Genomic DNA, 24275 nt, shown 5'->3' on the forward strand with positions numbered 1-24275 from the left:
AAAGGTATGACGATGCGCGAACCCAGCTTCGAGGAGCGCTGTGCGCTCACCGCCGGCGCGGCAATGTGGCAGAGCGTGGCGGTGCCGGAGGCGGGCATCCCCGCCTTCACCATGGCCGATGGGCCGATGGGGGTGGCGAGCGGCAATGTCGACGAGCGCGACGTATCGCTGCTCACCCCGTGCCCCACCGCAATCGGCGCGAGCTGGGACCGCGATACGGCGCGGCGGATGGGGCAGGTGGTGGGCAGCGACGCGGTCGCGCGCGGTGTCGACGCGCTGCTGGCGCCCAACCTCAACCTCGCGCGCAGCCCGCTGGCGGGGCGCGCCTTCGAATATTTCTCCGAGGATCCGCTGCTCGCCGGGGTGCTGGGCGCGCGCTGGATCGAAGGGCTGCAATCGACCGGTACCGGATCGGTGGCCAAGCATCTCGTCTGCAACGACAGCGAGACGGCGCGCGATACGGTGGACGCGCAGGTCGACGAGCGGACGCTGCGCGAAGTCTATCTGCTGCCCTTCGAGATGGCGGCGGCGGCCGGTTGCGCAGGCATGCTTGCCGCGTACAACAAGTTGAACGGCGCCTGGTGCTCCGAGCAGGCGCATGTCCTGACCGACATCGTCAAGGGGGAGTGGCGCTTTCCCTATCTGATCATGAGCGACTGGTTCGGCACCCACTCGACCGAAGGGACGATCGCCGCCGGGCTCGACCTGGAAATGCCCGGGCCGGCCCGCTTCATGGGTCCGAAGATCGCTGCGGCGGTGACGGCGGGCGCGGTATCGGCGGAGCGGGTGGCCGATGCGGCGGCACGGGTGGCGGCGACGGCGCGGCGGGTGACCGGCGCCAAGTCGAACCCGCTGCCGGCCGAGGTGGCCGCCTTGATGCTGGAGGAAGCGGCGGCCGAGGGCTTCGTGCTGCTGCGCAACCAGGGCGGGATGCTGCCGCTTGCGCCGGACAGCGTGCGGCGGATCGCGGTGATCGGGCCGAACGCGGCCGCCCCCTGCTACCAGGGCGGCACCTTCGCCAAGATCGCGGTCGCGCCCGACACGCCGACGCCGATCGAGGCGATCCGTGCGCGCTATGGCGATGCCTGCGAGATCGTCTACGAACCCGGCGTCGATCCGCAGCCGCGCCTGCCCGCGATGCCGGTGCAGCCCGCGCGCGACCTGGGCGATGGCTGCACGACGGGCATGACACTCGACTATTTCGCGACGACCGATTGCTCCGGCACGCCGCTGTCGAGCGAGACGCGGGCGACCAATTCGCTGGTCTGGTTCGTCGGCGTCCACACCCAGGGGCGGTTCGACGCGCCCGGCTCGATCCGGGCGCGCGGGCGGTTCACGCCGGCGACCGACGGGGTGCATCGCTTCTATCTGGGCGGCACCGGCGTGGCGCGGATGCTGGTCGACGGGCGCGAGGTGCTGCGTGCCGGCCGCGAACTGGCGGCGGGCGACGTGATGGGCGTGCTCAAGGCCGGCGACGCGGACTCGGTGGAAGTGGCGCTGGCGGCGGGCCGCGAGGTGCTGGTGACGGTGGAGTTCCACTATGTCGGCGCGCGGGTGCAGGGGCTGTGGTACGGCATCCGCACGCCGGACAGCCCCGAGGCGATGCTGGCGCGGGCGGTGGAGGCGGCGCGTGCCGCCGACGCGGTGTTCCTGGTGATCGGGGAAACCTCCGACTCCAGCGTCGAGAGCAAGGACCGGCCCGATACCAGGCTGGCGCCCGAGCAGCTGCGGCTGATCGAGGCGGTGTGCGCCGCCAATCCGCGGACGGCGGCGATCGTCAATGTCGGCCATGCCTTCGACGCCGAATGGGGCGAGCGGGCGGCGGCGCTGCTGGTCGCCTGGTATCCCGGGCAGGGCTTCGCGCCGGCGCTGGCCAGCGTGCTCGCCGGCGATCGCGAGCCCGGCGGCCGGATGCCGGTATCGATCGCCCGCGCCGAGGCGGACTATTGCGGCTATGGGACGGTGCCCCAGGCCGATGGCCGGCTGGTCTATGGCGAGGGCACGAAGCTCGGCTATCGCGGGTTGATCGCCAACGGCACGCCGGCGCGATACCCGCTGGGCAGCGGCTTCGGCTATGCGCGGTTCGCATGGTCAGATGCTGCGGCGGGGGACGACGCGGTGACGGTGACCGTCACCAATGTGTCGGATCGTCCCGGCGCCGAGGTCGTCCAGGTTTATCGCGACGCGCCCGAATGCGCGCTGGTCGGTTTTGCCAAGGTGCGGTTGGCGCCGGGCGAGCAGCGTGTGGTGCGCGTACCGCTGGAGCCGCGCGCGCTTCGGATCTGGCAGGGCGCTGGCTGGCAGGAGATACGGGGCGCCGTGTCGCTGCGTGTCGCGGCCTCCGCCGAAGCTTCCGGGCTTGAGGTTACGGTTACCCGGTGACGCTGACGCACGGGTTCAAGGAAGAGGGGAGCGGGCAACACGCTCCCCTTTTTTTGTGCGTCACGCCGTCGCCGCCCGCAGCGGCGCGCGGGTGCCAAGGCCGAATCCCAGCACCGCTGCGACGATCGCCACAAGTCCCAGCGCCAGGAACGCCCCCTGCATCGATCCCGCCGCGCCGGCGACATTGCCCACGATGATCGGCGAGATCGCCTGACCGAGGAAGAAGGCGCTGGTCCACACCCCCATGCCCCGGCCGCGATGGGCGAAGCCGAATTTGCTCTGCGACCAGGCGATCAATGCCGGGATCGCCATGCCCGCGCCGGTCTGCTGGAAGGCCATCGACAGCTGCATCGCGGTCACCGAGCGGGCGAGGCCGATTCCGGCCAGGCCGATCCCCAGCATGCCGAGGAAGGCGGCGATCTGTACCGCATTGTTGAAGCGCGAGACGATGCGAAACAGGATTGAGCCGACGATGATGAACAATGCCGGCACCACGGTGAGCGTGCTCACCTGCAGCGGATCGGTGACGCCAACCTCCTTCCAGGCGATGCTGCCGTTCACGATGAACACGTAATAGAGGATCGAGGCGAACAGCGTCACCGCGCCCACCAGCACCGCCGCGCCGGCCGGGAAGGGGCCCGGCGCTTCGAGCGCGCGGGCGCCTTCCTGCGCAGCCACCTGCTCGCGCTTGGGCTCGAACAGGAAGAAGTACATGGACAGGAAGATCGGGAACGCGATCAGATAGACGAGGAAGCCGCCGTTCCAGCGCACCGCGGCGACGCTCGCGACCAGCACGAATACGCCGGGCTGCAGCGCCGGGCCGACGATGCCCTGCAGCATCAGCCAGTTGCGGCGGCTGCTATCGGCCCAATAGTCGGCGATCAGCGTGTTGACGATGGTAAGGATGCCGGCTTCGCACACGCCCAGCGCCAGCCGGGTGGCGATGATCGAGTCTAGACTTTCAAGGAAGAAGGGCGCGGTGCCGGCAACGCCGTAGAAGAAGGTGCAGGCCAGCAGGATACGCCGGCGGCCGAAGCGATCGCACAGCAGGCCCGCGAAGGGCGCGAGCAGTGCGATGGCGTAGCCGGGCGCCGTGACCATCGCAGGCACCTTGATCGCGGCATTTGGATCGTCGTGGAAATGGCCGATGATCGCGGCGACTAGCGGGAACATGGCGATGATTGCGAACACCGGCAGAAAACCTGCGATGATCATCGTGAAGCCTTGCGGCTTGAGCGTCAGGTCTTCCCAGAACGCGCGAATCGCTTTCATCCTCTCTCCAATCGTTCGTGCGCCGGTGTCCGTGCGCTTGCTTGTCCTTGCGGAATATCAAAATAGAACGATAATTTCAAAATGAAATTTTGGGAGCAGGGGCTGGAACGGACCCAAAAAAAGGGCGCCGCCGGCAAGCCGGGGCGCCCGAGGAGGAGAAACGGCTGCGCTCAGGCGGCGAGCGCGAGTTCCTTGGTGTCGCGGGTGGTGGGGACGAAGGGAAGGTAGCTCACCCGCATCCGCACGGCGAAGCTGATCTTGTGCGCCCCGGGCGCGAGCCCGCCGGGCTTCAGCGCGATGATCCGCGCCTTCTCGCCGAAGTTCCAGCGGTCGTCATAGACGGTTTCCATCTCGTCCAGCGTGTAGGTCTTGCCGCGTACCGAGAAGCGGATGGCCTCGCGGGCGATCTCCTCGCCGTCGACGCTGACCTGGATGTCCTCGACCATCGAGAGCCCGAGCCCGCGATAATAAGGCAGCCGGCCCAGGAACGCGAAACCGATCGTCTCGCCGCCTTCGACGACGTTCTCGAACTGCTCGGTGCAGATCATCTTGTTGTCCATCATGGGAAGGCGCTCCTCAGGCTGCGATGGGGGTCTTGAGCGACGGCACGGTGGCTTCGCCGAGCAACCGGGCGAGCATCACCTGCTGGCGGCGCACCTGTTCGACCGAATCCGGTTCCTCGAAGTCCTCGATCCAGCGATTGCCCTCATATTCGGAGCAGATATAACCGGTGTAGCCGCCCTTCTGGAGCACCGCGACGATCTCGTCATAGGGGATCGACGGCTCCACATAGTCGGCGGTCATCTCGTAGAACTTGCCGTGGATGTTGTGGATGCGGTGCATGTAATCGAGCATCCGCTTGGGCTCGAACGCGGCATTGTGGCGCGTCACCTCGGCCATGGCGATCGCCGGGCCGGTGCCGCCCATCTGCTGGACGTTGAGGATCACGTACTCGGAGAGGACGCGGTCCTCATAGGCCTTCTCGATATAGTCGGCGATGTGCCTGGGCACGCCGACGCGCAGGAACTTCTCCTTCCACACGCGCGGATAGGCAAAGAGGAACATGCCCATGTCCGGCAGGAAGCCGAGCGCGTCCGAGCCGGCCTTCTCGAAGGCCTCGGCATGGCGGATGATCCAGGGATGGTCGAAGTGCAGCGGCGCGTGCACCTCGATCAGGATCTTGATGTTCTTTTCCTCGGCATAGGGCGCCGCGGCGACCAGCACTTCCGGCGCGATCGAGACCAGCGCGCGGATATATTTCATGCCCAGGCGCGCGCCGAAGTCGATGTCGTTCTTCACGCTCGCGACCTGCTCGTCGAACGGCATTTCGCGGCCCTTGTAGCGCTTGTAATCGAGCATGAAGTCGTGGCTGACCGGCGTGGTGCCATAGGCCTGCATCAGCCGGTGCCATTCGGCGACCGCCGCATCCTCCACGCCAACCTCGGGCCAGCCCCAGAAGGTCTGTTCGCCGATGATCTCGATGCCGTTGGCGCCGAGTTCGGCGCAGGTGCGCACGCAATCCTCCAGGGACATCTTCCCCTGGAACGTCTCGTTCTGGAAACTGTAGAGGCTGACGCCCCGCTTGATGCTGCTCATCGCATTCACCTCTTCGAGCTCACGGTGGATTTCGGTGATGCGGGGGAGGTGGCGACACCCACAGCTGGGTCCGCGCCTTTCTTGAACCTCTCCCCTGGGGCGCTGTACGCCCTGATTGGAATGATTGTTCTATATTTGCAGGGCGACGTCAACCCGTGCCGTGCGCGCGGGCCAGAACAGGATGCACAGCGCCTGCAGCGACAGGAGCAGCAGCGGCGCGCCATAATAGGCCCAGCGGATCGTCAGCACGGCTGCCGGGGTAACCGCGCCTGGCGCATAGGCCGCATAGGCGAGCGCATAGGCGATCGCGGCCGATCCCAGTGCCATGCCGATCTTGGTCGCGAGGCTGACGCCGGCCGAGAGCAGCCCCTCGTTGCGGCTGCCGAACCGGGCCTCATGATAATCGACCGACTCGGCGATCATCGTGAAGATCGCCGTGATGGTGATCGAGGTCGCCATCGACGCGGCGAGGTAGAGCGACAGGAAGGCGATCGGCGACGCTTCGGCAAAGGGCAGCAGCGCGAACAGCAGCAGCGAGAGCCCCAACGCGCCGAGCGAGCCGCCGCGAATGCCGGTCCGCGACAGGATCGGCGGGGCGACGAACGCCGCGAGCAGCAGCATGCCCGAGATTGCCGGCAGCATCACCGAGATCATCCAGGGCCGCTTGAGCACCTCGATCGCGAAAAAGGCGGTGACCGAAAGCATCGCGCCGAAGCGGACGAAATAGAGGAGCGTGAACAGGAAGCACACCCACCAGGCGCGGTTGCGCAGCATCTCGCCGATCGCGGTGGGGGCAGGCGCGGGGGCGGCATCGGCATCGCCGACATGGCGTTCGCGGCAGTTGCGGAACAGCGCGAGCATGGCGGCCAGTGCCAGCACGCCGAACAGCAGCGCGGTGAGCAGGAAGCCCTTGCGCTCGTTGCCGCCGCCCAGCAGGCCGACCAGCGGCATCGTGGCGGCGGTGCCGAGGATCACCGAGACGGAGGTGCCGATCGATCGCATCGAGCCGAGCTTGAGCCGCTGGTCGGTATCCGCGGTCATCATCGGCAGCAGCGCCGTGTACGGAATCGAGCCGAACGACATCAGCAGCCCGAGCAGGTTGAAGGTGACGAAGGCCCAGGCGAGCTGCGCGTTGACGCTGCCGGCCGGCACCAGGAAAATCGCCACGAACACCACCGCATAGGGCACGGAGGTGAAGAGGATATAGGGCCGGGCGCGGCCCCAGCGGCTGCGCGTGCGATCGAGCAGCACGCCCACGCCCAGATCGACGACGGCATCGAACAGCCGGGCAGTGAGGAAGATCGTGCCCACCGCGGCCGCGGGAAGCCGCAGCACCACCGTATAGTAATAGAGGAGGAAGGCCCCCACCATGTTGTAGGGAAGGCTGTAGCCGAAATCGCCGAACCCGTAGCTCAGCCGCTCGACCAGCCCCAGCCGCGGTTCGCGCGGGGGCGAGGCGACCAACATGGCGTCCTCAGAGCCCGAGTGCCGCGCGGGTCGCCGCCAGCGACTCGGCGGGGGGCAGGGTGGGGCGATATTCAAGCCCGATAGCGCCGGTGTAGCCGAGGTCGCGCAGCGTCTGCATCGCCTTGCCCCAGTCGATGGTGCCGGTGCCGGGCTCGTTGCGGCCGGGCATGTCGGCGACCTGGACATGGTGGACGAGATGGATGCGGCCGCGCAGCACCGCTTCCATGTCCTCGCCCATCACCTGGGAATGGTACACGTCGTAGAGCAGCCGCAGATGCGTACTGCCAACGGCCTCGATCAGGTCCAATCCCTTGGTCGTGGAGACCAGCCACATGCCGGGATGCTCGACCCGGTCGTTGAGCGGCTCTAGCACCAGCATCACGTCGGCGGCTTCGGCCAGCGCGGCGGCGCGCTTGAGGGCGGCCACGGCGGCGGCGAAATGTTCTCCTTCGCTCACGCCCTCGCGGGTGAAGCCGGAGGCGATGATCATCGGCGGCGAGCCAATCGTCCTGGCGGCGGCAAGGCTTTCCTCCACCGCCTGGGCGAACTCGTCTTGCTGCGCCGGATCGACCAGGCTGCGGCGCGGATCGACACAGGCGCCGGTCAGCTTGCTGCCGGTCTCACGAAGCGCTGCGGCAACCGACTCCAGGTTCTTGTCGCGCCACAAGTGGAACTCGCCGGCCGAATAACCCGCCGCGGCCGCGGCCCGGATGCGATCACCCATATCGGCATGGGCTTCGGCAAACATCCATTCGATGCAAGGGGATAGAAGCATGTCGTCCTCTCCGGATCGGCGCACCTTTGAGTGTGGGCTCGACCAAGCTGCCGCAGGATGGCGGCATTTCAGTATTAGAACAATGATTCTTTTTGATCGTTGTCAATGCTAATTTCTGGAATTGCGAACGGCCATTCGAATCCGCTTGACAACGACCAGCAGACGCGATTTTTTAGAACGCATATTTTACTTCAGGTGGCACAAAGCCATCGAGAGCGGGAGAGAGATCATGAACGGCAGGACCGTGCTCGTGCTGATGGCGAGCGCCAGTGCGCTGGCGGGCGGAATTGCGCAGGCGCAGACGGCGCCGACCGCACCGCAGGACAATCCGCAGCTCACCGACGAGATCATCGTCACCGCGCAGAACCGCGCACAGAGCGTACAGAATGTGCCGATCGCGATCTCGGTAATCTCTGGCGATGCCCTGAAGGACAAGGGGGTCACCGACTTCACCTCGGTGCAGAAGGTCTCGCCCGCGCTGCAGGTGACCAACGACACCAACAACACCCGCGTTTCGGTGCGCGGGGTCGGCTCGCTGACCAACAACGAGGCGCAGGACCAGTCGATCGCGGTCAATATCGACGGCGAGTATATCAACCGCCCGACCATCCTGAACGCCGCGATCTTCGACCTGGACCGCGTCGAGGTGCTGCGTGGGCCGCAGGGGACGCTGTACGGCCGCAACTCGACCGGTGGCGCGGTGAACTTCATCACGCGCAAGCCGGGCGATACCTTCGCGGTCAACGCCTCGGCCAGCTATGGCAACTACAACCAGGTGCTGGTGGACGGCGGTGTCGACGTGCCGCTGGGCGATGTCGGCGGAGTGCGCGTCGCCGGCTTCTACCGCTCGCACGACGGGTATACCACGCATCCGAATACGCCGTTCAGCCCGACTCCGGCGTTCACGCCCAGCAAGACCGCGGAAAGCGACACCGACAATACCGGTGGCGGCCGTGTCAGCCTGCGCCTCAAGCCGGCGGCGGGCTTCACCATCGATGCGGCGGTGGAGCATGTCGAGCAGACGCTGATCCCGGCCGCCCAGGCCTGGCAGGACATGGCGAGCGCCGCCAACAATCCGGGTTCGAGCACTACCAGCTGCGCCAATGGCTGGGCGGCGGCCTATACCGTGCCGGGCGGCGTCGGCTGTGTGCCGAAGAACACCACCACCTTGTCGAAGATCGATCGCAGCAACTATGCCTCGCCGCTGATCGGTGTGGGTTCGCTGCACCAGATCTCGACCGCCGCGCGTGCAAGGGTCGCCTATGATTTCGGCCCCGCGACGCTCACCTATACGGGCGGCTATCGCAGCACCAAGAACACCGGGCAGAACACGCTGTCGCCGGCCTTCGCCTTCACCAATTTCGGCGGCCGGGTGAAGACCCAAAGCCACGAGTTGCGCCTCAACGGCAATGTGAACGGCATCGAATGGCAGACTGGCGCCTTCTACTTCCGCGAGAAGCAGGACACCAATGGCGGCCTTTACAGCCCGTTCATCGGCCCCAACGGCTCCTATGTGAACTATTTCCGCCATCCGACGCTGAGCGAAAGCGTGTCGGGCTTCGCGCAGGTGGAAGTGCCGCTCACTACCCAACTCACCGCCGTGGGCGGCGCGCGCTACACGCATGACATACGCAGCGCGACCTTCACCAACTATTTCTTCGCGTTCAACAGCGGTCCGATCGAGCTGACCAACCAGCCCTCCGCCAGCACCCCGCTCCATTATTCGGGCAGCAAGTTCACCTGGCTGGCGGGTCTCAACTACAAGCCCAATGCCGATACGCTGCTCTACGCGAAGGTCTCGACCGGCTATAAGGCGGGTGGCTTCGACGGCACCGGCAAGACGTTCAACCCGGAAAACAACACCGCCTATGAGGGCGGCGCCAAATTGCGCTTCGCGGGCAACAACACGCTGAACGTCGCGGGCTTCTATTACGACTACAAGGATCTGCAGAACGACGTGCTGCTCAATCCCGTCGTCGGTGCGCAGACCTTCAACGCCGGTAGCGCCAAGATCTACGGGGTAGAGGCGGAGGCCAATCTGCATCCCAGTCGCGCCGACACGATTTCGCTGGCCGTGAACCTGATGCACGCGACCTACCGCAAGTTCCAGGCGAGCGTCGCGGCCTTTACCAACGGCAACGTGCCGGCCACGCCGCCTACGGTCGACCTCGGCGGCAACCGTCTGCCCCAGGCGCCCAACGCGATCGTCTCGGTCGGCTGGGATCATGTGTTCGATCTTGGCGGTGCCGGCACGATCACGGCCTCGGCCTATTCGCGCTATAAAGGAAACTATTACCTCGATTTCTACAACTATAACGACTCGAAGCAGATCGGCCACACGCAGAGCGATTTCAGTCTCGAGTACAAGCCGGCGAACAAGCATTACAGCGTGCAGGCGTTCGTGCGGAACATCGAGAATTATCGCCTGATTGCCTATGCCGGCAACACCGTGGTGCCGGGAGTCGCCAATATCTACAACTGGCAGTTCACGCCGCCGCGGACCTATGGCGTTCGTCTCGGCATCGACTTCTGATCGGGCGGGGCGGCACGCGCTGTCGCCCCAAACCCTGTGCGTGTGGGAGAGGATCAAGGATGGCGGAGCGGCAGGCGGCGGGGTGGAGCCGTCGCGATTTCTTCGGTGGGGCGGCGTTGCTTGCGATGGCGGTTGGCATCCCCGCGGCAGTTGCCCATTTTGCCGATCTCGATCCCTCGGACGAGCCAAGCGACCGCCAACGTGCGATGATCGCGGGCGTGTCGCAGCTGGTGATCCCGCGCACCGATACCGCCGGGGCCGGCGATGTCGGCGTCGGCGACTTCGTGATCCTTGCGCTCGCCCATGGGCTGGAGGGATCGCGCGCGCCGCTCGCCGCGGATGCGATGCCCAACCTCGCCAGTTTCCAGCGGCGCGACGGATCGCTGCGCCATCTCGATTGGCTGGAGACGCAGCTCGACCAGCGCGCGTCCGGTGATTTCCAGAAGGCCGATCCCGCCCGGCGCATCGCTGCGCTCCAGGCGCTGGACGGCGAAGCCTTTGGCGAGGGCGTCCGCTCCCATCCCTGGCGGACGATCAAGGGCCTGATCCTCACCGGCTATTACACGTCAGAGGTAGGCGGATCGAAGGAACTCAACTACGAACTCGTGCCCGGCCGCTGGGATCCGGACCTGCCGCGCACGCCGGCCACCCACGCCTGGTCCAGCGACTGGACTGCGGTGGATTTCGGCTGATGGCGGGGGAAGCGATGCAATTCGACGCGATCGTCGTGGGCTCCGGCATCACCGGCGGCTGGGCGGCCAAGGAGCTGACCGAGGCGGGCTTGCGCGTGCTGATGGTCGAGCGCGGCCGCGCCATCCGTCACCAGCAGGATTACGAAACCGAGACCAAGGCGCCTTGGGAAATGCCGTTCCGCGGGATCGGCGACACGGCGCGCTACCGCCAGGATTATCCGGTGCAGATGCTCAACCGGCATTTCACCGAGTTCACCGAAGGCCATTTCGTCAACGACCGCGAAAATCCCTACGCGACGGCGGACGGAACCGATTTCACCTGGTTTCGCAGCTACCAGCTCGGCGGGCGCTCGCTGACCTGGGGGCGCCAATCCTATCGCTGGTCGGACTATGATTTCGGCGCCAACAAGCGCGACGGGCACGGCACCGACTGGCCGATCCGCTACGCCGATCTCGCCCCTTGGTACGATCATGTCGAGAGCTTCATCGGGGTCTCGGGCGCGGCGGAGGGGCTGAAGCAGCTGCCCGACGGCAAGTTCCAGCCGCCAATGGCACTCAACGTGGTCGAGCAGCATGTCCGCGGCGTGCTGGCGGAGAAATTCCCCGGCCGGCGCCTGACGATCGGCCGTACCGCCAACCTTACCGAGGCCAAGCCCGAGGAGGGGCGGGCGCAGTGCCAGTATCGCAGCATCTGCGCGCGCGGTTGCTCCTATGGCGCCTATTTCTCCACCCAGTCGTCGACGCTGCCCGCCGCGCAGAAGACCGGCCGGCTTACGGTGGTGACCGACGCGGTGGTGGAGAAGATCGACTATGATCCCGTCACCCGGCGCGTCACCGGGGTGCGCTGGATCGACACCGCCTCGAACCGGCGGCGCGCGGCCTCGGCGCGGATCGTGTTCCTCAATGCCGGCGCGTTCAATTCGGTGCACCTGCTGCTCAACTCGGCGAGCGAGGCGATGCCGCACGGCCTCGCCAACGAAAGCGGCGTGCTCGGCACGCACATCATGGATCATGCCAACACGCTGTCGGCCATGGCGATCATGCCGGGGTTCGAGGCGCATACGACCTTCGGCAACCGCCCGACCGGCGTGATCGTGCCCCGCTACCGCAATCTGGACGTGATGGACGGCATCGGCCACACCCGCGGCTTCTCGTTCCAGGGCGGGGCGCTGCAATCCACTTGGACCGCCGGCAAGCGCGAGGCCGGTATCGGCGCCGACTACAAGGCCAAGCTGCGCCAGGTGGGACCGTGGAAAATGGTGCTGGTCGGGTTCGCCGATTGCGTGCCGCGCGCCTCCAATCGCCTGACCCTCGATGCCGTGAAGACCGACGGTCGCGGCATCCCGCAGCTCAACATCGCCTTTGCGTTCGGCAAGGAGGAGCAGGCGGCGCTCGCCCAGGCCAAGGCCGACGCCGCCGAAATGCTGACCGCGGCGGGTGGCCATGTGATCCTTGGCTTCGATCGGCCGGGGCCGGGGGGCACCGCGATCCACGAGATGGGCGGCGCGCGGATGGGCTGGGATCCGGCCACCTCGGTGCTCAATCGCTGGAGCCAGGCGCATGCCATCCCCAACCTGTTCGTCACCGACGGCGCGCAGATGAGTTCCTCGGCGTGCCAGAACCCGTCGCTCACCTATATGGCGCTCACGGCGCGGGCCTGTAACTACGCCGTCGAGCAGCTGCGTGCCGGCACGCTCTGATCCCGCCCCCCTCACCGAGCGGCAGAAGAGCCTCGCCTTCTTCACGCTGATCATCGCGCTGGTGCTGGAGATCGTCGACGTGACGATCGTCAACACGGCGTTGCCCTCGATCCAGGCGGAGTTCGGCGGATCGGGCGCGTTCGCCCAGTGGGTGGTGGCGGGCTATGTGCTGCCGTACGCGTTGCTGCTGATGCTGTCCGGCCGGCTCGGCGATCTGTTCGGCAGTCGGACCTTGTTCCTGATCGGGGTGGCCGGGTTCACGCTTGCCTCGCTCGGCTGCGGGATTGCGCCGAATGGTAACGCGCTGATCGTTGCGCGTGTGCTGCAGGGCGGGGCGGGCGCGCTGATGGCGCCGCAGGTGCTGGCGGTCATCCAGCAGCTCTACGCGCCTGTCGAGCGGATCGGGCGGCTTGCCTGGTTCGGTGTTATCGGCGGCCTTTCGTCGATCGCCGGACCTATCCTCGGCGGCTTCCTGATCGCCGCCGATATTGGCGGGCTCGGCTGGCGGAGCGTGTTTCTGATCAATATGCCGATCGGCGTCGTTGCGCTGGTTGCTGGATGGTGGACGCTGCCGCGAAGCCGGCGGGATGCCTCGACACGGATCGATCTTGTCGGCACATTGAGTTTCGGTGCTGCGATGCTGGCGCTGCTCTTTCCGCTGCTGCAGGCGGAGAAGGACGGGCTGCACGGGCCTTTGCTTGGGCTGTTGCTGGCGGGCTTGCCGTTGCTGTTCTTTGCCTGGTCGCGGCTCAAGCGCCGAGCGGCGCGGGGCGGTGCGGTGCTGTTCCCACCGCATCTGCTTGCCAATCGCCTGTTCCGAACCGGCATCATGTTACTGCTGCTCTTCTCGGCCGCCAATACCGGCTTCCTGTTCCTGTTTGCCTATGCCCTGCAGCGGGTGGCGCATTTCTCGCCATTCGAGACGGGATTGATCCACATGCCGTTCAGCGCGGGCGTGATGTTGGGCATGGGCCTGATCGGCCGGCGGCTGGCGCGGCGCGCCGAAAAATGGATCCTGGTGGTCGGCTATAGCCTGCTGGGGCTCTGTGCCGGGGCGTCGCTCGCCTGGATCGAGAGCGCTGGTCTGTCTCTCGCGCTGCTGGTGCCGGTGCTGCTTGCCGCGGGAATCGGCATGGGGATGAGCAGCGGCCCGGCGACGCCGCTGATCCTTGCTCAAGTCGATCGTGCCGACGCGGGTTCCGCGAGCGGGATCATCAAGACGGTGCAGCAGATGGGCGGGGTGACCGGCGTCGCGCTGGTCGGTGCCGCCTATTTCCGGCTGTCGGATTCCCATAGTCTGATACCGTCGATCGTCGTCGTCATCGTGCTGCTAGGTATGGGTGCCGTGATGGCCGCGCGGCTTCCCGCGCGCATCTACGCGGACTGAAGCGCCTCCTTCAGTTCGACGCGGTTCCCGTCGGGATCGCGAAGATACAGCGATCGACCGGTGCCTTGCGCACCATAACGCGACGCGATCGGCGGCTCGGTCGCAACGCCCTGCCCCGCGAGGTGCGCGAGGAGTGCCGCCTCATCGAACGGTGAAATCTGCAGGCAGAAATGGTCGACATTGTCACCAACGCCCGCGCGCCCTGCGTTTCCGACAAGATCGATCATGGACGCGCCCGCTCGCAAATGCACGAGATTATACTCCGGGCGCCGTCGATCGACGGTGCAGCCGATGACGTCGCAATAGAAGCCGATACTCCGCTCCACGTCGGCAACGCGGAGAACGATGTGATCAAGCGCCTCAAGATGAAAGGGGGTCTGGTTCCCAGCGGACATCGTTTCTCTCCCGTCCCAACAAGATACGAAGCTTCGTCACATAGATCGAGTGTCCGTTTGGGCGCTCTTGAGCGGAGGCGGGGTGTTTTTCACGGCACTGTTTGCTGGGATATTATTTAAAATACTGAATAATAATCGAATTATGCTATTATCGATGTGCGCCTGGGCATGGTCCCGCCCTTCTCCTCCGGGGTGCTGCGCGCCGGTCCTTCGTATTCCCGGCCGGGGGCGGCAAATGTGGTTGGGAGCAGGTTGACCAGGGCGTGGGCGATCGCCGTCCGTGTCGCAGGAGAGGCTCGCACCCGAGCGCCATCGGCTGCTACAGCGGGGGGCACTTTAAGGGGCCGATATGTCCGAACGCCTTGCCGTCCTGTTGCAACATGCCTTGCCGAAACAGCGCCTCACCCTTCTGGCGGGTCGGGTCGCCCGCGCGCGGGGTGGGCCAATGACGCGATGGCTGATCCGCCGCTTCGTCGCCCGATATGGGGTAGACATGGGCGAGGCGGCAATTCCGGACATCGCCGGCTATGCCAGTTTCAACGATTTCTTCACGCGCCCGTTGCGTGAAGGCGTCCGCCCGCTGGCGCGCGCCGATTTCGTCTGCCCGGTCGACGGCGCGATCAGCCAGGTGGGGGCGATCGACGACCACCACATCGTCCAGGCCAAGGGCCATCGCTTCACGACCACCGCATTGCTCGGTGGCGATCCTGCGCTGGCCGCTGCGTTTCGGCACGGCAGCTTCGCCAACCTCTACCTCTCGCCGCGCGACTATCATCGGATCCACATGCCCTGCACGGGCAGGCTGACCCGCATGATCCACATTCCGGGCAGCCTGTTCTCGGTGAACCCGGTCACCGCGCGGGGGGTGCCGAATCTGTTCGCGCGCAACGAACGCGTCGTCTGCCTGTTCGACAGCGCGGAGCATGGTCCCTTCGCGATGGTGCTGGTCGGTGCCACCATCGTCGGCAGCATGGCGACGGCGTGGCACGGCATCGTCAATGCGCGGCGTACCCATGCGCTGGGCGAATGGGTCTATACGGATCGGGACATCCTATTGAAGCAGGGGGAAGAGATGGGCCGCTTCCTGCTCGGCTCGACGGTCGTGCTGCTCTTCCGTCAGGGCGCGATCACGTTCGAGGAAAGCTGGGCGCCGGAACGGCCGGTACGGCTCGGCGAGCGCATGGGCGATCACCGAGCCTGATGGCGTCGGGCGGGGCCTACCTCGCCCCAGCCCAAGGACGGGTGGCCCCGCATCTGGCGCGGGGCCTTGTCCGACGTCAGAACGCCAGGCGGACGCCGCCGCGAGCGGCTGCGCGGTGGTCCGCATCGCCGCTTTCGCCCGACAGCACGGCGAACAGCGCCAGCCTGGGCGATAGCACGACATCGGCGCCCAGCTTGGCCGTGGCAAGCAAGGAGGCTCGGGTCGCGCCTTCCCCGAGCAGGGCGATATCGCCGCCAGCGAGACCGGCGGCCGCGTAGGGCACGCGACCGCGAATCTGGTAGCGCGCGCCAAGCGTCAGATAGGGCCGGATCGACCCCGCAGCGCCGGCCTGCGCGGCACCGGCGAAGGTGATGCCGCCATCGACGAACACGGCGGTGTCGCGCCGCTTCGCCACGGTCAGCGCGAGCGGGCTTTCGCCCTGCTCGACGGCCGCCTCGCGGGTGGTGCGGATCGCCGTCGCGCCGATTGCCGGCCGCAGCGACCAGCCGCCGGACAACCGCAGTTGCGTGTCGATGCTGGCATCCGCCGTCCAGCCCCGCAGATCATAGCGGCCGTCGGCGCTGCCCACCGGCAGCACGCGGCGGGTGTCCGCCTGCGCGCCGTCATAGGCGATCGTCGCCTTGAGGCCGACGCCCCGATAGCGCACACGCCCATGCACCCCGGCCACAACGCCGTCCGCATTCGTCCGGGCGCCCAGATCGGCGAGGGTCTGCCGGCTATTCATATAGCCGCCAAAGGCGCCGACCGACCATCGGGTATCGCCGAAGCCGATGCCCGCCAGGAAGCCATAGCCGTTGGTCGTGGTGCGCGCCACGCCCCCGGTGGGATCGCCCTCAAGCGTCCGCGTACCGCCCAGCGCGCTCGCGAAGCTGAACAGCCCCGGCGTTTCGCGTACTGGCGCAAAGGCCTGTCCGCGCGCCGCATCGGCCAGCGTGAGGCCATTCTCGATGCTGATCTGCCGGGTGGCGGCATAGGCTTGCGGCGTAATACGCACGAAGGCGGCGGCGTCGCTGGCGCCAGTACCTGTCAGCAGTTGCGGGGCCGCGGCGATCAGCGCCGGCGCCGCCCGTCCGCCCAGCAGCACGCCGTTGACATAGTCCAGGCTCTGCCGCGCCGCGCCGCTAAAGCCCGTGGCGGCAACGAAGGTCGACATCACACGGATGCGGCCTCCGCTCTGCGAGAACAGGCCGAAGCCTGCGCCGCCCGTCTGGATAGTGCTGAAGCTGCCGGAAATGCCGCCGCTCGCGGTGATCAGATCGAACAAGGTGCCGGGGGTGACATTGCCCGTCTGCACGATCTGCAACGTCGCGCCGTTCGCAATCGATACCGTGCCGTTGACGACGAGCTTGTCCGATATGGTTGGGGTGATTTCGAACAGCGCGGTCGACGTGCCCGCCAGCGCGACATTGCCGTTCACCGTCATCGTTCCCGGCGAGGCGCCCGGGCTGAGCGTGCCCGCGACGGCGACATTGCCGTTCACCGTTCCGGCCGAGCCGAACGTTGCCCCGGTGGCAACCGTGATCGTGTTCGCCGCAATGGTCGAACCCGCCAGGCCCACCAGGCGGCCACCGTTCAACTGCACGTCGGCAAAGGCGGCGGTGCCGGAAAGCGTTGCGAAGCCGCCGCTCATTCGCAGCGCTTCGACATTCGCGACGTCGCCCAGCGCAATCGCCGCGCCGCTGGCGGTGCCGGCGATCTCCAGCCGGTCGTCGCCAGCACCGCCGTCGATCCGCGGATTGATTGCTCCATCCCGCAGCACCACGCGGTCGTTGCCCGCCCCCAGCGACAGCGCCCCCATGCTGCCACCATTTTCGACCAGATCGGCACCGTCGCTGAGTAACGTCGCGCCGGTGATGGTGCCGGTGTTGGTGAGCGTGATCGTGCTGCTGCCATTGGCGACGATCGCCGCCGCGCCCGTGCCGCTGGCGGCGATGCGGCCGGCATTGTTCAGGGTGAGAACCGTGTCGCTTGCCAGGACTGCGACGGCGTTGGTGCCGGTGGCGGTGATCGATCCGCTGCTCTGGTTGGTGATGGTGCCGGTGGTCTTGGCGTCTTTCCCCGCCAAGTTGATGCCCAACGCGGCCATAGCGTTCTGAGCCGTCGACGTACCTGTTGCGGCGATGCTGCCGCTGTTCTGCACGGTGAACGTTATCACCTGATCGTCCGGGTCCATGCTGAGATTGACTCCGGTGGCGCTGCTTCCCGTTGCGACGACGGTACCGCTATTGTTCAGCGATACGGTGCCGGATGCACCCCGGTTACCGTCCACGTTCACGACCAGCCCCGTTGCGGCGACGTCGATGGCGTCGTTACGAATCGCGCCGCTGTTGGCGATCGTCACCGTGCCGGTGGCAGTCGTTTTGGCGAAGCGGGTATAGGCGAACAAGCCGCCCTCGATCGTGCCGCTGTTCGACGCGGCAAGCGCATCGACAGCACCCAGCACAACGATGGGAGTGCCGCGATAGCCCATCGCGATGCGGCCGCTGTTGACGAAGGATAGCGCAGCATCGTTGTACACGGTCACGGCTGGACCGGTCAGGGCTGAACCGCCAATGGTGCCAGTGTTCGCCATCGCCGCAACCAAGCCGTAGACCGTACCCCCGATGGTTCCGGCATTGGTGAAGCTGGCGACCGGGCCCGTATTGTCATCGCCGAACAGCGTGCTCCCGCCGGTCAGAGAAACCGATCCCGCGATTGCCGCACGGCTGATCACGCTGCCGTTCCCCATGACGGCAACGTCGGCGAAGGCGGTATCGACGCCGGTCAACGTCAGGATGGTGTCGCTGCCGAGCGCCGCCACCGCAGCGCTGGTAAAGCCGCTCGTCGGGGCGGGCCCGATCGCTACCGAACCGCTCGCCGCCAATGCGCGACCATAGGCGCTGTCGCTTGCCGTGATCTTCCCGCTGACGCCCGTCGTCTCCCCCGACTGCAGGAAGATCGATCCATAGCCGAGATCGAGATTGCCGGTGAGCGTGCCGCCGTTCGAGAAATAGATCGACTGACTACCCAGGACGACATTGCCCTGGATGGCGCCGGCATTGTTCACCCGACCGGCATAAAGATTAATGGCGCCCTGCCCGAAGGTGCCGCCACTGGAGGCGATCGTACCGGCGTTGATGACGATTCCGCCATAATTGCCGGTGATCGCCGGGCCAGTCGTCTGGATCGTGCCGTTGTTGATGACCAGGCCCGCATCGAAGATCGCGTAGGAGTCGCGCGTGCCGGTCTGCACGATCGTGCCGTTGTTGGTGACCGACCGAACTCCGCTGGTGCCGTAACTGCCGTCGAGTTCAATGCGGCCGTTGTTGATCAGCGCATCGCCGCCGACCACGGCTGCGTTGTAGCTCGAGCCGCCGTTGGTGGCGGTATAGAGCGCGCGGATGGTGCCTTCATTGTCCAGCGTGTTCTTGCCGTACATCGACACCACGCCGTAGCCGCCGCCAAAATAATCGGTGATCGTGCTGGTAAGGGTGCCGCGATTGATCAATGTCAGGCCGTTGGTACCGCTGCTGGGCTGCAGGCTGGTGATAGCCGCAGCCCTGACCACGCGCAGCGTGGTCGCATTGGTCGTCGTGACATTGGCGTTCAGGTCCACGATACCGCTGCCGGCTAGCACGAGCGTATTGTTCTGCGCGGTGGCGGCTGTCAGCGTGAGGGTCGCGCTGTCGACGAGTTCGTAGCCGGTGGTGGCGAAGGGACCTACCGCACCAATCACTGCGCTCTGCTGGCCCGACACGCGGTAGCGCAGCAGCGCGTCTATTCCAGTGACGGTGCCGGTAATGCCGGCGAAGCTGCCCGGGCCGGTATTGACCAGATCGGTCACCAGCGTGTCGCCTCTGCCAAGCGTGAGGTTGCCGTTCAGCACGCCGCCGGGCAGCGCGACATAGGTGTTGCTGGTGCTGTAGTAGGGAACGGTGCCGTTCGTCGGTAGGAAAGTGACGTCGCCGTTGATCGTTCCGGCGTTGAACACGCCACCGGCGTCGACCGTCGTGGAGCCATAGGGATCCTTGCCGGTGACGGCATAAGCGCCGCCGTTGATGACCCCGCCCGCGAGGTTGTTGAGCACGCCGTAATAGCTGAGCCCAACGGCGGTGCCGGCGCCGGTTGCAGCGATCGTGCCGCTGTTGTTGAGCACATAGCCGATGTCGACGCCATAGGTCGCGCCTTCGATCCGGCCGCTGTTGGTGGCGGTGTAATAGGTGTTTCCGTCGAGCACGGCGCCGACCCCGGCAGTGGAACGGATCGTGCCGCTGTTGTCGAAGCCCTCGCCGAACAGCCGGACGGCGGTGTCGCGCGCCACGATCGTCCCGCTGTTGGAAATCGTGCCGGCGGTATTGATGCCGTTGCCGCTCGATTCGATGCGGCCGCTATTGGTGAGGTTCGACCTATTGAGGTCGAGCGCATAGTAGAAGGTGGGAACCGTCGCCTGGATGGTGCCCTTGTTGACCAGCGTGCCGCTGCTCAGCGTATAGGGTTGGACAAAGGCCTGATCATTGATCCGCAGGGCGGTTTCGTTGACGATCGTACCCGCTCCGGTGATTTCGAGGACGCCCGGCGCCACGAAGCCGTCGCCGAGCGTCAGCGTGGCGCCGGCACCCGGGGCGAGCCGCAGCCGCTGGAAGCTGCTTGGCAGGGTGACCGCGCTGGTGACGCGGACGTCGCTGGTTGGGGCCAGAACCACGCTGTTGGTGCCCATGCCGCCGTCGATCGTCCCGGTGACGCCGGTAACGAGCGTGGCGGTGCCGTCGTAGCGCGCATAGATCGTGTCGTTGCCGCTGCCGAAGGCAACGTTGCCGATGATCTGCCCCGCGGTAGAATCGACCGAGCTGCTGAAATAGCTTCCATATCCCTGGCTTGACGTGACGTCGCCCACGATCGTGCCGGTATTGACCAGCGTCAGCGCCGTCTCTGTCCCTATGGCGACACGGCCTGCGGTCGAGATGCGCCCGTCTGCCAGGTTGGTGAGTTGGATGTGGTCGCCCTGGATGGCGGCGCCGCTGCCGGCGTTGGTGATTGTGCCGCTGTTGGTGACCGCTTGCAGCTGCGACAGCTGGTTGATCGTCGCGGCGGACGTGTTGGCGCGGATCGTGCCGCTGTTGGTCCAGTCTCCGAAACCGAGGCGGCTGTTATAGGTGGTCGTCTGATCGATGGCGGACCGGCTGTCGCCGTCGATCGTGCCGGCATTGACCAGCGTGCCGACACCGCCACTGATCGCGCCGATCGTTCCGCTCGCAGCGTTGGTGATCGACAGGAACCCGCCACGATCCGGGCGGATCGCCAGCAACGCGATGCCGCTGGTGCCGGTGATGCTGCCGGCATTGTCGATCGAGGCGAGCGCCGGACTGTAGCTGTTGCCCGTTCCGTCGGCGACCACGCCGTTCACCCCGGATATCTGCGCGCCGGCCGCCACACTGATGGTCGCCAAGGTACCGTAAAAGTCATAGGTGTTGGCGGAGGCTGGTCCCGGCTGGACGACGATACCGCTCTGCGAACCGCCATTGACGTGACCGATCACGTTGATAGTTGCCAGGCGTCGTTGGTAGCTATCCGGCACCGCCGGGATGTTCACGCGGAGCTGGCCGGTCGTCGCGCTATCCGCTACCACCACCGTGCTGCCGTTGGTGGTCACCACCAAGCCATCGGTGTCGTTGCCGCTACACGTCGTCGTCTCGCTGGCGACGGTTGGGTCGGGCGTGCACTGCGCATGTGCAGACGAAGTCGCGACGCCCAATGCCAGCACGCTCGTGCCGAGCACGTACGACAAGCGGCGGCTACGCCCCGCCGCAAAAGTCTTAATCACGAAATCCCCCCCCCAGTAGGTCAATCAGCTGGTCGGCTTTCTCTTGAAACAGCGACTGCATCTTGTCCAGCGCACTGGCGCCGATCGGTGCCTTACAGTCCGACGACAAAGGTTTCGCTGTAGCGGCTTAGTTCGGGATGATGGAACGGGTCGAGATAGGTCAGTGTCCCCCAGCGTCGCTGAAGAGCCGACATTTCCCGCGCCAGCCGCGCAGCGCCGGCCGGATCCCGATCGAATCCGCGCGACACCGATTCATGGTGGAGAAGCTGCGCGCGGGGTTCGTACAGCGATTGCCAGCCGCGCCGGTTCAGCCGCATGCACAGATCGACATCGTTGAACGCGACGGGAAATTCCTGCTCGTCGAAGCCGCCGACCGCAAGGAAGCGGTCCCGCTGCACGACCATCGCAGCCGCGGTTACCGCAGAAACGAATTGCGGCAGGGCGTGGCGATGAAAATAGCCTTCCCCTTCCGGCCGCACCAGCCGATGCGCATGGGCAGCACCACCGCAAATACCCAGTACGACACCCGCGTGCTGGATGCGGCCATCGGGATAGTGAAGCTGCGCGCCGACCGCGCCCACCTCGTCGCGCAGCGCTTGAACGACAAGATGCTGAAGCCAGTTCGGTGCGAGAATCTCGATATCGTTGTTCAGCAGGCACAGCATCGTTCCGCGCGTTTCCCGCACGGCGCGGTTATTGATGGCCGAATAGTTGAACGGCCCGGGATGGTGGAGCACGCGTACCCCGTCGCACGCGATTGCGGCCAGAAAGGCGTGCGTGTCGGGATCGTCGCTGTCATTGTCGACGAGGATGACGTCGATGTCGGGATACGCCGTCCGCGACAGGCCTTCCAGGCAGGTCTTCAGCAGATCGTGTCGGTTGCGTGTGGGGATCACGACCGAAACGGGCGGCATTTCGCGGACGCTGCCGACGATTGGCGCCGGTCGGCACGGTGCCGGCCGGGCGTGTCGGTGGTGCAGGATCCGGGGCAGGTGGGACGCCCCGCCGCCGGCCAGAGCCGCCCGAACCAGGCCGGCCGCCCAGTCGCCGTCGAGGCACAAGCGGTCGACCGCCGCCGGATCCAGCCGAAGGACACAGGCACCGGTCAGAAAGTCGAAATGTTCAAAAAGCTCCGCGTTCCACTGTGGCTTGAAATGCGGGCTGCGACGTTTCCCCGCGCGGGTCACAAGATCGTCGTCTGCATACAGGACGCCGGCCGCACAGGCGGGAATCGCCGCACGATAGGCCGCGACAGCGCCGTCGGCGAGCCGATCGCCGGCCATGATCGGCAGCAACCAGGGCTGCGCTTCCCAGGCGATCTCTCGCAAGGCATGCGCGACCGTTGGATGTCGCGCGTCTCCCACCACGTAATAGGGGATTCCTTCCGCACGGAGACTGCCCACTGTCCGGCGCAGCGCGTCTGCCTCCCCCCGCGCGTCGACCAGCGCTACGATCGCAACCTTTTCCGATGCCGACGGCACAGGAGGCGGAAGCGCACGGCGGCGTAGCAGCCACAGGCGATAGGCATTTGGCGAGCGGCTGAGCAGCATCGAAAAGCGCGCCTTGGAGCGGACGCGTTTGCCCCTGATCCGCCACCAGGTTGCTGCCGCATAGGCGGCGGGCGCGATACGGAACGCATCCAGATGCACCCGCAGGGTGGCAGTTGCGAGCGCCAGCTTGCGCCCGAGAAACCGCTCTTTCGATCGATACGTCACCTTGTGGCGATAGCAGCTTGCCTTTCGCAGGCAACCGGATTGCGCTGCTGCGTGCCGTTACCCATAAGCGGGCGATCGGCGGTGCCGGCGCTTGTGGCATTTCGTTCGTCGGTGCTAAGGCGCCGCGCGGGGCGTCGGGCAGCAGAGTTTGGTATCGAAATGCAGATCAAGAGTGCCGTTGGTTTCCTACTGCTTTCGAGTCTGGCAGGTTGTGCCACGCTTCCGAAGAGCGGGCCTACAAGAACCCAGCTCGAAAAATCGGTGGCAACGCCGCCGGAGGGGCTGCCGATGACGGTAGTCGAAGTCCGCTCCGCGGCCGATATCCCCGCCGCGTCGAACCCGCGCCAATCGGCCGAACTGGCCGAGGCGACGATTGCCCCGACCGATCTGATCGGCCCCGGCGACGTTCTGGATATCAACATCTACGAAGCCGGCGTGACCCTGTTCGCCGGCGGCTCGGGTGCCGCGGCGATGCCGGGGCAGGCCTTGCTGGCGGGCACGCCGGGCGCGCAGGTGCAGAAGCTGCCACCCAGCCGCGTCAACGATGCCGGCGACATCAGCATTCCCTATGCCGGAACGCTTCATGTGCAGGGGCGCACGGTTACCGATGTGCAACTGATGATCCAGCGGGCGCTGCGCCGCCTGTCGCAGAACCCGCAGGTTCTGGTGACGATCGCCCAGCCGCTCACCAATACGGTGATCGTCGGCGGGGAGGTCGCGCGGCCGGGCCGGATGCTGCTGCAAACCAACCGCGAGACGCTCACCGATGTCGTCGCGCTGGCGGGCGGCTATCGCGGCAATGCGCGCGACCTGGCCCTGCGGGTGACCCGCGGCGGCAATACCGTGGACTACCGGCTGGAGGATCTGATCGATAACCCCGCGCTGGATGTGCGGGCTGCACCGGGCGATCGGTTCATGCTGGTCAGTGCGCCGCGATCCTTCTCGGTGCTCGGTGCATCGGGACGGGTGCAGCAACTGCCCTTTCCCCGTTCGAGCGTGACGCTTGCCGAAGCGATCGCCACCGCGGGCGGTGTGGACGTGAACTATGGCGACCCGGCCGCGCTTTTCCTGTTCCGGTATGCGCGCGACGGGAAGGGCGAAGAAGCACCCGTCATCTATCATCTCAACATGATGACCGCCGGCTCGTACTTCCTGGCCCAGAAATTCACCATGCGCGATGGCGACGTGCTGTATTTCGGTAACGCCGCGGCCAATCAGCCGGCCCGGATGTTCCAGCTGATCAGCCAGTTGTTCACGCCGCTGGTAACGGTGACGGCTGCGGCCCAGACCTTGAAGAACTGATCGAAAAAGGGGAGCGCCCACGCTGGACGGTGGCGCC

Annotated in this window: 15 protein-coding genes; 7 read left to right on the forward strand and 8 right to left on the reverse strand. The window is 66.2% G+C overall.

Going from position 1 to position 24275, the window contains the following annotated elements; genetic code table 11:
• Positions 1-6 precede the first annotated feature (6 nt).
• Positions 7-2382 (forward strand): beta-glucosidase, encoded by a 2376-nt coding sequence (locus DD559_RS03810; protein ID WP_240610106.1) that lies wholly within the window; start codon positions 7-9, stop codon positions 2380-2382.
• A gap of 60 nt (positions 2383-2442) precedes the next feature.
• On the opposite strand, the gene DD559_RS03815 is transcribed toward DD559_RS03810, so the two are convergent.
• From DD559_RS03815 to DD559_RS03835, 5 genes are all read right to left on the reverse strand, one after another.
• Positions 2443-3654 carry an MFS transporter gene (locus DD559_RS03815; RefSeq protein ID WP_116468016.1) on the reverse strand — a complete coding sequence of 404 codons (1212 nt, stop codon included), beginning with the start codon at positions 3652-3654 and terminating at the stop codon, positions 2443-2445.
• 170 nt (positions 3655-3824) lie between these two features.
• Positions 3825-4217 (reverse strand): C-glycoside deglycosidase beta subunit domain-containing protein, encoded by a 393-nt coding sequence (locus DD559_RS03820; protein WP_116468017.1) that lies wholly within the window; start codon positions 4215-4217, stop codon positions 3825-3827.
• Positions 4218-4230: 13 nt separating this feature from the next.
• On the reverse strand, positions 4231-5250 hold the full coding sequence (locus DD559_RS03825) for a sugar phosphate isomerase/epimerase family protein (RefSeq protein ID WP_116468018.1): 1020 nt from the start codon (positions 5248-5250) through the stop codon (positions 4231-4233).
• Between the two features lie 129 nt (positions 5251-5379).
• On the reverse strand, positions 5380-6717 hold the full coding sequence (locus DD559_RS03830; RefSeq protein WP_116468019.1) for an MFS transporter: 1338 nt from the start codon (positions 6715-6717) through the stop codon (positions 5380-5382).
• A gap of 7 nt (positions 6718-6724) precedes the next feature.
• Positions 6725-7492, reverse strand: a complete 768-nt coding sequence (locus tag DD559_RS03835) for a TIM barrel protein (RefSeq protein WP_116468020.1) — start codon at positions 7490-7492, stop codon at positions 6725-6727.
• A gap of 229 nt (positions 7493-7721) precedes the next feature.
• Between DD559_RS03835 and DD559_RS03840 the strand changes: the two genes are divergently transcribed.
• The 4 genes from DD559_RS03840 to DD559_RS03855 are packed head-to-tail and all read left to right on the forward strand — an operon-like array spanning position 7722 to position 13804.
• Positions 7722-10025 carry a TonB-dependent receptor gene (locus DD559_RS03840; protein ID WP_116468021.1) on the forward strand — a complete coding sequence of 768 codons (2304 nt, stop codon included), beginning with the start codon at positions 7722-7724 and terminating at the stop codon, positions 10023-10025.
• A gap of 59 nt (positions 10026-10084) precedes the next feature.
• Positions 10085-10717, forward strand: coding sequence for a gluconate 2-dehydrogenase subunit 3 family protein (locus DD559_RS03845; protein WP_116468022.1), 633 nt, complete (start codon positions 10085-10087; stop codon positions 10715-10717).
• Positions 10718-10731: 14 nt separating this feature from the next.
• Positions 10732-12417: a GMC oxidoreductase gene (locus DD559_RS03850; RefSeq protein ID WP_116470697.1), complete on the forward strand. Its 1686-nt coding sequence runs from the start codon at positions 10732-10734 to the stop codon at positions 12415-12417.
• Positions 12401-13804 (forward strand): MFS transporter, encoded by a 1404-nt coding sequence (locus DD559_RS03855; RefSeq protein ID WP_240610108.1) that lies wholly within the window; start codon positions 12401-12403, stop codon positions 13802-13804. Before DD559_RS03850 ends, DD559_RS03855 begins: the two co-directional genes overlap by 17 nt.
• Here DD559_RS03855 and DD559_RS03860 read toward each other — a convergent pair.
• Positions 13792-14199: a VOC family protein gene (locus DD559_RS03860; protein WP_116468023.1), complete on the reverse strand. Its 408-nt coding sequence runs from the start codon at positions 14197-14199 to the stop codon at positions 13792-13794. The two genes, DD559_RS03855 and DD559_RS03860, sit on opposite strands and share 13 nt — an antisense overlap.
• A gap of 349 nt (positions 14200-14548) precedes the next feature.
• On the opposite strand from DD559_RS03860, the gene asd reads away from it, so the two are divergent.
• Entirely contained in the window at positions 14549-15400 is an 852-nt protein-coding gene (gene asd / locus DD559_RS03865; RefSeq protein ID WP_116468024.1) for an archaetidylserine decarboxylase, read from the forward strand.
• A 76-nt stretch (positions 15401-15476) separates the two neighbouring features.
• On the opposite strand, the gene DD559_RS03870 is transcribed toward asd, so the two are convergent.
• Positions 15477-21221, reverse strand: coding sequence for an autotransporter outer membrane beta-barrel domain-containing protein (locus DD559_RS03870; protein WP_133243769.1), 5745 nt, complete (start codon positions 21219-21221; stop codon positions 15477-15479).
• A 92-nt stretch (positions 21222-21313) separates the two neighbouring features.
• Positions 21314-22936 carry a glycosyltransferase family 2 protein gene (locus DD559_RS03875; RefSeq protein WP_240610110.1) on the reverse strand — a complete coding sequence of 541 codons (1623 nt, stop codon included), beginning with the start codon at positions 22934-22936 and terminating at the stop codon, positions 21314-21316.
• 288 nt (positions 22937-23224) lie between these two features.
• Here DD559_RS03875 and DD559_RS03880 point away from each other — a divergent pair, with 288 nt between their 5' ends.
• A complete protein-coding gene (locus tag DD559_RS03880) occupies positions 23225-24238 on the forward strand; it encodes a polysaccharide biosynthesis/export family protein (protein ID WP_368389678.1) in 1014 nt (337 codons plus the stop codon).
• The last annotated feature ends 37 nt before the right edge of the window (positions 24239-24275 follow it).

Origin of the sequence: Sphingomonas pokkalii, assembly GCF_003096275.1 — a bacterium.
GTDB lineage: Bacteria > Pseudomonadota > Alphaproteobacteria > Sphingomonadales > Sphingomonadaceae > Sphingomonas > Sphingomonas pokkalii.

Bases quoted from the DNA above. Each gene is read 5' to 3' on its own strand.
- asd (WP_116468024.1), top strand. From the start codon at position 14,549: ATGTCCGAACGCCTTGCCGTCCTGTTGCAACATGCCTTGCCGAAACAG.
- DD559_RS03835 (WP_116468020.1), bottom strand. From the start codon at position 7,492: ATGCTTCTATCCCCTTGCATCGAATGGATGTTTGCCGAAGCCCATGCC.
- DD559_RS03860 (WP_116468023.1), bottom strand. From the start codon at position 14,199: ATGTCCGCTGGGAACCAGACCCCCTTTCATCTTGAGGCGCTTGATCAC.
- DD559_RS03850 (WP_116470697.1), top strand. From the start codon at position 10,732: ATGCAATTCGACGCGATCGTCGTGGGCTCCGGCATCACCGGCGGCTGG.
- DD559_RS03830 (WP_116468019.1), bottom strand. From the start codon at position 6,717: ATGTTGGTCGCCTCGCCCCCGCGCGAACCGCGGCTGGGGCTGGTCGAG.
- DD559_RS03840 (WP_116468021.1), top strand. From the start codon at position 7,722: ATGAACGGCAGGACCGTGCTCGTGCTGATGGCGAGCGCCAGTGCGCTG.
- DD559_RS03880 (WP_368389678.1), top strand. From the start codon at position 23,225: ATGACGGTAGTCGAAGTCCGCTCCGCGGCCGATATCCCCGCCGCGTCG.
- DD559_RS03825 (WP_116468018.1), bottom strand. From the start codon at position 5,250: ATGAGCAGCATCAAGCGGGGCGTCAGCCTCTACAGTTTCCAGAACGAG.
- DD559_RS03815 (WP_116468016.1), bottom strand. From the start codon at position 3,654: ATGAAAGCGATTCGCGCGTTCTGGGAAGACCTGACGCTCAAGCCGCAA.
- DD559_RS03820 (WP_116468017.1), bottom strand. From the start codon at position 4,217: ATGATGGACAACAAGATGATCTGCACCGAGCAGTTCGAGAACGTCGTC.
- DD559_RS03845 (WP_116468022.1), top strand. From the start codon at position 10,085: ATGGCGGAGCGGCAGGCGGCGGGGTGGAGCCGTCGCGATTTCTTCGGT.
- DD559_RS03810 (WP_240610106.1), top strand. From the start codon at position 7: ATGACGATGCGCGAACCCAGCTTCGAGGAGCGCTGTGCGCTCACCGCC.